The organism is Nitrospirota bacterium (assembly GCA_023229435.1).
Taxonomy (GTDB): Bacteria; Nitrospirota; UBA9217; order UBA9217; family UBA9217; genus JALNZF01.
This window is the reverse complement of the sequence record JALNZF010000028.1, coordinates 21,263-32,721: the sequence shown is the minus strand read 5'-3', so window position 1 is coordinate 32,721 and position 11,459 is coordinate 21,263. Positions and strand designations below refer to the sequence as shown.

Here is an 11,459-nt window from a genome sequence, read left to right as displayed (position 1 = left end):
CATGCCCTGATACGGAAACTGCCTGCCGTAGAGACCCTTGGCTCGGTAACCTACATCTGTTCCGACAAAACGGGCACGCTCACCTTGAACAAGATGACGGTGGAGGAAGTGTATGTTGACGGCAACGCAGTTCGGAGTGCGGAGTTCGGAGTTCGGAGTGCCCCCTCACCACAGCCCTCTCCCGCAGGGGGAGAGGGAGCCTTGGATGGTAATCCGCACTCCGCAAGCCGCACTCCGCAAGCGCTTCTCATGACCGCTCTTGCGCTCAGCAACGACGCGCAGACGGGTGCTGACGGCACTGTTATCGGCGATCCCACGGAAATCGCGCTTTATGATATTGCAAAGAAACAGGGCTTTGAGAAAAGGGAGCTGGAAAAAGATTTCCCGAGAGTGGCGGAGATCCCGTTCGATGCCGACAGAAAGTGCATGACGACTTTTCATGCGCGCCCTGAAGGAGGATTTGCTTCTTTTACCAAAGGGGCGATAGATGTTCTGATCGACAAGTCGGAAAATATTTTAACCGCGAAGGAATTGAGGGCTGTTGATAAGCAGGAGATCAACGGAGTGAATGACCGGATGGCGGCGGACGGCCTGAGGGTCCTCTGTATTGCAATGAGAACCTGGGACGCACTGCCTGCTGATATGTCCCCGGGGAATGTTGAGACCGGTCTGACGATCATCGGTCTTACCGGCATGCTGGACCCGCCCCGGGAAGAAGCCGGGGAAGCGGTCGCCCTGTGCAAGGCAGCGGGGATAAAGCCGGTCATGATAACCGGCGACCATCCCATCACCGCGCGGGTAATAGCCCAGCGTCTGGGCATTGTAGACGACGATCCAAAAGCGCTCATGACCGGACAAGAGCTGGAGAAGTTATCACTAGAGGAATTTGAGGCAAGGGTCGAGCATATCCGGGTATACGCGCGGGTCGCGCCCGAGCAAAAACTGAAAATCGTAAAAGCACTCCAGGACAAAGGCCAGTTCGTCGCCATGACCGGGGACGGGGTTAACGACGCGCCAGCATTAAAGCGGGCGGACATCGGTGTTGCCATGGGCATCACCGGAACGGATGTATCAAAAGAAGCCGCCCACATGATCCTTCTGGATGACAATTTCTCCACTATCGTAAAGGCAGTGAGGGAGGGGAGAAAGATCTACGACAATATCAGAAAATTCATCAAGTATCTTCTCACAACGAATTCAGGAGAGATATGGACCCTCTTCCTTGCGCCTCTGGCAGGCCTGCCGATACCCCTGCTTCCGATCCATCTGCTCTGGATCAATCTGGTGACGGACGGGCTACCCGCCCTCGCCCTGTCCGCGGAACCTGCCGAGGGCGATGTTATGAAAAGACCGCCGCGGCATCCCAAAGAAAGCATCTTCAGCCACGGTCTCGGCGCCCATGCGATATGGGTGGGTCTCTTAATGGCCGGCATCGTCCTTTTTGTTCAGGCCTGGTCCATCAAGACAGAGCATGCTCACTGGCAAACCATGGTATTTACCGTGCTCTGTCTGACCCAGCTCGGCCATGTTCTCGCCATACGATCGGAAACAGAATCCTTGTTCACGATCGGGATATTCTCCAATAAATACCTCCTCGGCGCGGTCGTGTTGACTTTTGTTCTTCAGATGGCCACGATCTATGTGCCTGTGTTAAATCCGATATTTAAGACAGAACCGCTGACGCTGAATGAGCTGCTGTTTACGCTCGCATTGTCATCCGTGGTCTTCCTTGCCGTGGAGCTGGAGAAATTGATCAAAAGAAAACAAAAAATAAACGAAAATCAACTTGACAAATAGTCGCCCTGCTTTCATAATTACATCACATGTCGGAAACAGTTTGCCTGTGGCCCTGCAATCACCTCATCCATGCGTCGCGAAAAAACAGACCAACGGTTTCATCTATTATTACTAAAGCCCATCTGTATTGATATTAAAAAGATTTGTTCATAATTCGGGGGAGGAGGTGAGCGTGGTTCGACAGACTGCCGATTGACAGGCATTTTGTTTTACTGTTTGTGCGCCTTGCACGGACTTTTTTAAATAAAAAGGAGGTCATCGTATGGCAGAACAGGGTAATACATGTCCCGCTCCAAAAAAAGAGGGGCTTTCAGCCCTCTGGAAAAACGAGGACTGGCTGGCTGTCTGGCTCGGGTTCTTCATCATCCTCGCGATCATCGCGGCGTTTCATTTCAAGCTGTTCAACCTTTCAACGATTTCGACAAACTTCAAATGGACAACGGACAGCCAGGTCGCTTCGCGCGTTGACAAATGGAAAAACGCGGTCGAACCCCGCATCATTGAAGCCGAGGCAAAAGGAGACGCGGGCACGGTTGTGCGGCTGAAGGCCCTTCAGGAAGCGCTCGCGAAGGGCGACCGCCAGGAAATTCTTAAGGCCGCGGGAAAAGTGGAGGGTGTCGGAGGCATCCCGGGCGAGGTCGGCAAGGAGATCGCCGACCGCACCAAGGCTCGCGCCGATAAGGTCTTCACCCAGACCAACATCTTTAACGTCATTAAGATCGCGCTGGGCTTTCTGATCGTTTCCTCGGTGGGGATCATCCTGCTCGGCAGAAATCTCAGAAAATATATTGTGGCGTTCCCCGTTGTTTTTTTCCTCGCCTGGCTGTCCCGCTTCCTGGCAGGGAATGCGCTGCCGACCGACTGGGGCATAGAATATGTCATCTTCGCCCTGATCATCGGGCTTGCCATCAGCAACACCATCGGCCTCCCCCAATGGCTCCGGGATGCCGTCCAGACCGAGTATTACATCAAGACCGGCCTCGTGATCCTGGGAGCGGGACTTCTGTTCTTCGAAATCGTGCAGGCGGGAGCTCTCGGTATCGTTCAGGCAGTGCTGGTGATCGGAGTGGTCTGGTACTTCTGTTTCTGGCTCTGCAGAAAGCTCAAGGTGGACGATGAGTTCGGCGTAATCCTGTCGAGCGCGGTCTCGATCTGCGGCGTGTCCGCCGCGATCGCGACCTGCGGCGCCATCGAGGGGGACAAGAAGAAACTTTCCTATGTCACCTCGCTCGTGCTGATCATCGCGGTGCCCATGATGGTCCTTATGCCCTGGGCAGTAAAGTATTTCGGCATTCCCGAAATCGTGGGCGGCGCATGGCTCGGAGGCACGCTCGATACGAGCGGCTCGGTCGTCGCGGCAGGCGCACTGATCAGCGAAGCGGCCATGAAGACAGGCGTTATTGTCAAATTCTCACAGAACGCATTGATCGGCGTTGCCGCTTTCATCCTCTCGATCTGGTGGACGTTCAGGGCGGGAGCGGCCGCGGGCCAGCGCCCTACGGCCCGCGTAATCTGGGACCGGTTCCCGAAATTCGTTCTGGGCTTCATCGTGGCCTCGGTCGTCTTTTCCTTTGTGCTGCCTCTTGACACCGTAGACAGTACAAAGAAGGTGCTGGGAGAGCTTCGTACCTGGTGGTTCGCTCTGGCGTTCGTTTCCATCGGTCTTGAGACGCGCTTCCTTGATATGGCGAAAATGGAGGAGGGACGGCCCGCGCTTGCCTTCGTCACTGCGCAGGCGTTCAATGTCGTCTGGACACTGATCCTGGCCTACCTGCTGTTCGGCGGGGTCATTTTCCCGGTGCCGGACATCCGGTAACCTCACAACAACACTGCCGGAGCCTGTCCGGTCAGTAAACTGAAACCGTGAAAGGAGAAATTCGATGAAAAAGATCGCAGTTGTCTGTATCGCATTCGTAACAGCAGTACTGGTCCTGGCCGGCCCCTCGTTGGCTGTGGACGCGAAATATTCAGCAGGGGCGGCCAAGCAGGTCGATGAATTCAAGATCCTGAAACGCGACAAGAAGGAGATGCCGGCCTCACTAAAGGGCGTCAAGAACCTAACGGCCGACGAGCTCAAGGCCATGGTCGACCAGAAAAAGAAGATCGTGATCCTGGACAACCGGCCGGTGGACGAGTTCGAGAAGGAGCGCATTCCCGGCTCAATTCGGCTGAACTCAGACGATCTGCTGGACAAGGCGACGCTCGCGGAATTCGCGGGACTCAAGAAGGATGACGTGATCATCAACTACTGCAACGGAGAAAAATGCTGGCGGTCTCCGGCAGTGGCGGTCATGCTGCAGGACCTCGGCTATAAGAACCTCAACTGGCTGCGCGGAGGGTTGCCCGAGTGGATCAAAAAGGGTTATCCTACCGCCGAAGGCAAATAATCGCGTTGTCGTTCCCCTGCGGGGCATTCGCTCCGCAGGGCTTGTTTACGGGTCATCCCCGCTCCTGACACCCTGCCCTGTCGATGAAAAAGACGATCATTGAAACGTTCATCATTGTGCTTTTCACGGTGCTGCCGTCCCTCGCATTGAGAAGCCTGGTGTTCATCGGGATGTGCGCGTACCTATACACGACTGAGGGAATATTCCTTGCTCCGGACGGGCTCCTTATACACGAGAGGCGGCCAAGAATCCGCTTGACAAGCCACGTATCTCATTTCATAATCGCCGTATTGCGGGGGGCGCGGACGGGCCGGGATTGTTGACAAAAAGCCGGCATTTGCCATAAAAAAGCGGGGGGGTCCGCAATCCTCGCGAAGACGCCGTTCGCCGAGGGAAAGGACCCTTTCCGACGGCTTTGTATCGCTGCCCGGAATTTATTCTTATCACTCGAAACCGGAGGGATCAATGGAACGCATGCACTGGCACGCAATGGAAGCGATTCAAGTGATCACAGAGCTCGGCAGTGACATACACCAGGGCTTGAAAAGCCAGGAGGTTTCCGAACGCCTCGTGCTCTATGGTGCGAACGAACTCCGGAAGGAGAAGGGCATCTCGCCGCTGACGCTCTTTCTCAACCAGTTCAAGAATACCCTGGTCATCATCCTGCTGGTCGCCATCGTCCTGTCCGCCCTGGTCGGCGAGGTGGTGGATGCCGCCATCATCGCCGTCATCGTCGTATTCGTGGCGGTCCTGGGCTTTATCCAGGAATACCGTGCTGAGCGGGCGATCGAGGCGCTCAGAAAAATGCTCTCGCCGACGATTACCGTGCTGCGTGGCGGCCGGGAGGAGGAGGTTCCTTCGAAGGACCTGGTGCCGGGCGATGTCATGCTGCTCGAAGCGGGCGACAAGGTCCCCGCCGACGCGCGGATCGTCGAGGAGCACTCCCTGCGGTGCGACGAAGCCTCCCTGACCGGCGAGTCCGTCCCGGTCGGGAAGCGCTCAGACGCCGTACCCGCCGAGTCAGCGGTCAATGACCGAAAGAGCATGGTTTTCACCGGCACAACCATCACCTACGGGAGGGGCAAAGCCGTAATTACAGCGACGGCCATGCGGACCGAGCTCGGCAAAATCGCGGAGGAGGTGACGAATGTCGAGATGGAGAAGACGCCGCTGGAGAAGAGGACCGAGGAAATCGGCAAGTGGCTCGGGATCATCGCGCTCGGGATCTGCTTCCTCGTTGCGGGCATCAGCATCGTGCGTGAATACCTTGCCCAGGGCAGTGTGAGTCTGCCCTTTATCGTGACGATCACCATGTTCGCGATCGCTCTCGCCGTGGCCGCCGTGCCCGAGGCGCTTGCGGCCATTGTCACCGGCGCGCTCGCCATCGGGATGCGCCAGATGGCAAAACAGAACGCCCTGGTGCGGAAAATGACCGCAGTCGAAACGCTGGGCTGCACGACCGTCATCTGTTCGGACAAGACCGGAACTCTCACCAAGGGCGAGATGACCGTGCGCAAGCTGTACCTCGCCGGCAGGTCGATTGACGTGAGCGGGGCGGGCTATGCGCCCGAGGGCGAGTTCCGGTCGGGCGGCGAAGCCGTGCAGGCCGCGGGAAACCGGTCCCTCGAGGAGTTCCTGAAGCACGGGATCTTGTGCAACGATTCAGACCTTCACGAACGCGACGGAAAGTGGGGCATCAAGGGCGACCCGACAGAAGGCGCCCTGGTGGTGGCGGCAGCCAAGGCGGGCATTCACGTGCACGAGACAAGGCTCGAGCATCCCCGCGTGGAAGAGCTCCCCTTCAGTTCCGAGCGGAAGCGGATGACGACCATCCATCGCTCCGGTGGGGGCCACATCGCCTCTTTGAAGGGCGCGCCGGAGCTTGTGCTGGCGCGGTGCTCCCGCATCCTGGAAAACGGCATCCTACGGCAGCTGACCGACGCCGATCATACCGCCATCCTGTCCGCGAACGAGGAGATGGCGGCAGCGGCGCTGCGCGTGCTGGCTGTTGCGTCCCGTACCCTGCCCGACGGCCTCGCGTACGACGAGGACGCCGTCGAGAGCGACATGGTCTTCCTCGGCCTCGCCGGCATGATGGACCCGCCCCGCGTCGAGGCGATTGAGGCGATCCGGGTATGCCGGCAGGTGCACATCAAGCCGGTGATGATCACCGGCGACCACAAGCTCACTGCCATGGCGGTGGCGCGAGAGATGGGGATCTACCAGGAAGGCGACCGGGTGATGACCGGCGCGGAGTTGGAGCGGATGTCGGATGAGGAGTTCGACCGGATCGTGAATACCGTTTCGGTGTACGCCCGCGTGTCGCCCATGGACAAGCTCAAGATCGTGAAGGCCTGGAAGCACCGGGGAGATGTGGTTGCCATGACGGGCGACGGTGTGAACGACGCGCCGGCCCTGAAGCATGCCGATATCGGGATAGCCATGGGCATCAGCGGGACCGAGGTGACCAAGGAGGCCGCCGACATGGTCCTGCTGGACGATAACTTCGCCACGATCGTCATGGCCATTGAGCGGGGACGCTGGATCTACGACAACATTAAGAAATACCTCACCTACCTCCTGCGGGCCAACATCACCGAGGTGGCCGTGATCGGCGGAGTCGTGTTGATGATGGGGCCGGAGTATCTGCCGCTCCTTCCCGCCGCCATCCTGTATATCAATCTTGCGACCGACGGCCTGCCCGCCCTCGCCCTCGGCGTTGCGCCGCCGGACCCGGACATCATGCAGCGGCCGCCGCGGGACCCGAAGGAGAGCGTCTTCACCCGCGAAGTGCTCACCTTCATCCTGCTGGCGCTGCTGGTCGAGATCCCGCTCTTCTTCTGGCTGTTCTTCCATGATCTGGGGGACATCGAGCACGCGCGGACCGAGATGTTTTTCCTCTTCATCATCGTCGAACTGGTCATCGCCTTGAGTTTCCGTTCGCTCCGGTTCAGCATCTTCAAGGCGCCGCCCCACGGCTGGCTGCTCCTGGCTATCTTCTGGGAACTGGTGCTGGTCGCAGGGCTCATTCAGATCCCGGCACTGCGCGAGGCTTTCGGGATACGACTTCCAACGCTCACGGACATGAGTATCGTGATCGGGATCAGCGTTGTGGTGCTCCTGTCCATGGAGGCGCTGAAGGCCGTGCTGCGAAGGACAGCGGAGAACCGGATAACGGGGGCGACACGATAGCAGAAGGTGTGAACTGCACTGCCGGAAGGAAAGGTGGGCGGAGAAATGATGATCACGGACCCCTTCATTGTCGGCCTGGTCCATCCGGGCACGACAACGATCTATCTTATCGAGGTCCTGTTCGCGGCGGGCGTTATCATAGTCGGCAAGCTCTTGATGCGCCGGATGATCAGAAAAGAAGAGCAGGCAGGACAGGTGCATAAAGAAGCAGCATAAAGAAGCAGAATAATGGGTAAGGAGTTCCTATGGCGATCCTGACAATATCGAGAGAATATGGAAGCGGCGGCAGGGAGATCGGCTATGCCGTGGCAAAGCTCATGGGCTATGCCTATATCAACAAGGAAGACCTTCTCTCCGACATACGAAAGGACGGGTCAAAATGGGAACAGTCGGTCAAGGACCTTGATGAGCACTGCCCGAGCGTATGGGAAAAGTACGATTGGTCATTTCGGGGTTTTGCCGCGCTCATCCAGAGCCATTTACTGGAGCATGCGCTCGCAAACAACGTGGTGATCATGGGACGGGGCGGGAACTTTTTGCTCAAGGATTTTCCCCATGTATACCGGATACGAATAATCGCTCCAATGGATATCCGCATAGAACACGTCATGAAGCGGGAGGGCGTGGACAGGGACGCGGCGCGCTGGCTCTGCGAAAAGACGGACAACGAGCGATCCTGCTTTCTCCATACGATCTATGGAAAACGATGGGACGATGCGGCTGAGTATGATCGGGTCTTTCAGATCACCGACCGTTCCGTGGACGATGTCGTTTCGATCGTCAGGGAGGCCCTCACCGAGCGAGACCGGAACACGACGGAAGCAGCGCTGACGGCCCTCGCCATGATGGCTGTCGCGGCAAAGGTCAAGGCCGGGATCGCCACAAACCCCCGCTTTTTCATACCTACCCTTGAAGTCCTCTATGACGGTAACGAGATCGTGCTGCGCGGCATCACCCACACGCCGGAGGAACATACCCGCATCGAGGAGGAGGCCCGGGCGCTCGCTGCGGGTGTGCCGGTGCGATGTAATCTGCATTATCGGAAGTAGACTTCTCGTATGCGCTGTCGCCCTCCCTGCAATCCAGACCCGCACCGTTCCCTTGACTTCAAGACTGCGTCTGCTATGATTGGATTTCATGGATGGTCAATCCCGGAGCATGGAGGATAATTTGAAAAAAATTATTATACTCTGCCTGGCCTTTCTGTTTTACGCGGGTTCCGCCTTTGCCAAATTCGATCCCGCCTTCACCTGGACCACGCTCGAGACGCCGCACTTTTCCATCCACTATCACCAGGGTGAAGAGGAACTCGCGAAACGGACAGCGGTGATCGCCGAGGACGTGCACGCGCGATTGGTCCCGCGCATCCAGTGGGAGCCGACGGGCAGGACGCATCTGGTCCTCGTGGATGCCATGGACGCGACGAACGGTTTGACCACGGTGGTCCCCTACAGGCATATTACGCTGTATATCACGCCGCCCGTCGGGGCGCCCGGTTTCGGAACAACGGTCTATGACGAGTGGATGAGGACGCTCATCACCCACGAGTACGCGCACATCCTGCATCTCGACATGGTCCACGGCGTCCCCGATTTTCTCCAGTATCTCTTTGGCAGACTCTACTTTCCGAACCAGTTCCAGCCGACCTGGATGATCGAGGGCCTTGCCACCTATGAAGAAACCGAGCAGACTTCCGGTGGCCGAGGCCGCTCGCCCGGGGCGGAGATGGTCATTCGCATGGCCGTGCTTGAGGACAAGTTTCCGCGCCTCTCCCAGGCCGCGGTCTTCCCCGACTTCTGGCCCTCGGGTCAGGTCCCGTACCTCTTCGGCGAAGGGTTTACGCGTTTTATCGCCGAAAAGTACGGCAGGGAAAAACTTGCCAATATTTCCACGCGCTACAGCTACTACGGCGTGCCCTGGTTCGTGGATGCGAACGGTCGCTGGACCCTGGGCGCGTGGTACAGCGATCTCTGGTACGAGTGGCAAAACGGGCTGAAGGCGCGCTACGCAAAGATACGGGAGGAATTGAGCGCAACGGGTCTGACTGCTTCGCTTGCGCTTACCCGGCGCGGGTTCGTAAATATCTCGCCTGTTTTCTCACCTGACGGCAATCGCGTCGCCTACACGGTCTCGAATGAAGATGAATTTCCCGCCATCAATATCATGAACGCGGACGGAACGGAAGACCGCAGGCTGGTCGAGAACACAACGTCCTCGACCTCCTCCGGCAAAAGCATCGCATGGAGCCCGGACGGCAGCGGTATATACTATACGAAGATCGATATCAGCAGGAACACAAACATCTACAATGACATCTATTACTATGATGTGAAGGAAGACGAGGAAATTCGCATTACCGATGGACTCCGCGCCCGCGACCCCTTCCCCTCGCCTGACGGGAAAAGGCTCCTTTTTGTTTCGAACAAACTGGGCAGGACCCGTCTCGGCATAATTGATATTCCGAACGACCTCAGCAGTCCGGTTCTCGAAAAGGACATCAACTGGCTGTCCGAGGAGAGCGCTAATCAGTACGAAACGCCGCGTTACAGCCCCGATGGGACGCTGATTGTTGTCGGTGTATGGCAGCCGGGCGGGTACAAGGACATCTGGGTCCTCGATAAACAGGGAAACAAGGTCGAGGAGCTGACGCATGATCGCGCGATCGACGGCAACGCGGCATGGAGCCCTGACGGAAAGGTCATCTACTTTTCCTCCGATCGCACCGGTATCTTCAACCTCTATGCATTCGAACGGGCGACAAAGAAGATCTACCGGATAACAAACGTGCTCGGGGGCGCATTCACGCCTGCCCCCTCACCGGACGGCAAGACGCTCGTGTTCTCGTCGTATAGCTCCGCGGGATACGACATCCACATGAGGCCGGCGGACTCCGCCTCCTGGAAACCAGCTGAGCCCGATCAGGATCGTTATCCCGAAGTCGCGTACACGGAAAAACCGGTTGAAACGAGGACGCATGCATACAATCCCCTGCCCACGCTCGTCCCCCGTTACTGGTTCCCCTGGTTCGGGTTCAGTGAAGAAAGCCGCTGGCTTTTCGGATTTCTGACCTCTGGCCAGGATGCGGTCGAACGCCACTCCTATGCCTTGGCCGGATTCTACAGCCCGAAGACATACCGGAAATGGTATGCGTTCAATTATGTCTATGACGGACTGTATCCGACTTTCCAGTTCGCGGCATCGGATATGGATGGGACCTTCAGCGACCTGCTGAGCGATCCGACAGGCACAAAAGATTACGTCCAGCGTGAGCGCGCGATCGATGCATCGCTCGTCTTTCCCCTGCTCAAGCTGCAAAAACAGCATGCCTTGCTTGTCGGGTACCGGCGGAAAGAGATTTCCGCGCTTACCCGGCTTCCCCCGTGGCCGCGCTATAGCGGTCCTGTTCCCGCTCAGGGCACGCTGGTGTCAGGCCGCGCTGTTTACCTCTTCAACAATGCGAAACAGTATGGTTTCTCCATCAGCCCGGAGGGCGGTAGGACCATCGAAGTGGGGTATAAGCAATACGATAAATCGATCGGCAGTGACTTCAACATCAGCAAATATTCAGCGGACTGGCACGAGTACATTGACTTTCCCTGGAAACACCACGTGCTTCAGGCCCGGGCCTTCGCCGGAATCTCCAGGGGTGAGGTGATTCCCCAGGGCGCGTTCCAGGTGGGCGGCGATAATCCGGGTAATGCGTTAATACCGGTTGATGACGAATCAATCTATTTGCGCGGCTATCCGATCAATTCCTTCCGGGGCAGAAAAGCGGGCCTCGCGAGCCTCGAGTACCGCTTCCCCATCAAGGACATCGAATTGGGCTGGAGCAGCACTCCCGTCTTTTTACGCCGCGTCCACGGTGCGGTCTTTGCCGAGGCCGGCAACGCCTGGAACGATGCATTCCGCAGCAGGGAATTCAAACGATCTGCCGGCGCCGAGGTCCGGCTCGACACCAACCTGACATACTATCTCCCCATCACGTTCCGGATCGTGTTTGCGTATGGATTTGACGACAAAGGCGAGTCGCAGGTCTATGTGTCGCTCTGGATGCCGGCGTTGTTTTAAGGTATCTGAAGTATG

Annotated in this window: 7 protein-coding genes; all 7 read left to right on the top strand. The window is 57.6% G+C overall.

The genetic code is table 11. The features are described 5' to 3' along the window. Positions 1-1,797 (top strand): cation-transporting P-type ATPase (locus M0R70_14365; GenBank protein ID MCK9420552.1); only part of this gene is annotated, 1,797 nt, incomplete at its 5' end. 262 nt (positions 1,798-2,059) lie between these two features. Then, complete coding sequence (locus M0R70_14360; GenBank protein MCK9420551.1) at positions 2,060-3,613, top strand: YeiH family protein; 1,554 nt, start codon at positions 2,060-2,062, stop codon at positions 3,611-3,613. Between the two features lie 64 nt (positions 3,614-3,677). After that, on the top strand, positions 3,678-4,184 hold the full coding sequence (locus M0R70_14355) for a rhodanese-like domain-containing protein (GenBank protein ID MCK9420550.1): 507 nt from the start codon (positions 3,678-3,680) through the stop codon (positions 4,182-4,184). Positions 4,185-4,649: 465 nt separating this feature from the next. After that, positions 4,650-7,376 carry a cation-translocating P-type ATPase gene (locus tag M0R70_14350; GenBank protein MCK9420549.1) on the top strand — a complete coding sequence of 909 codons (2,727 nt, stop codon included), beginning with the start codon at positions 4,650-4,652 and terminating at the stop codon, positions 7,374-7,376. Positions 7,377-7,421: 45 nt separating this feature from the next. Beyond that, entirely contained in the window at positions 7,422-7,592 is a 171-nt protein-coding gene (locus M0R70_14345; GenBank protein MCK9420548.1) for a hypothetical protein, read from the top strand. A gap of 29 nt (positions 7,593-7,621) precedes the next feature. Further along, a complete protein-coding gene (locus tag M0R70_14340) occupies positions 7,622-8,425 on the top strand; it encodes a cytidylate kinase family protein (GenBank protein ID MCK9420547.1) in 804 nt (267 codons plus the stop codon). A 121-nt stretch (positions 8,426-8,546) separates the two neighbouring features. Next, entirely contained in the window at positions 8,547-11,444 is a 2,898-nt protein-coding gene (locus tag M0R70_14335) for a BamA/TamA family outer membrane protein (GenBank protein ID MCK9420546.1), read from the top strand. Positions 11,445-11,459: the final 15 nt, after the last annotated feature.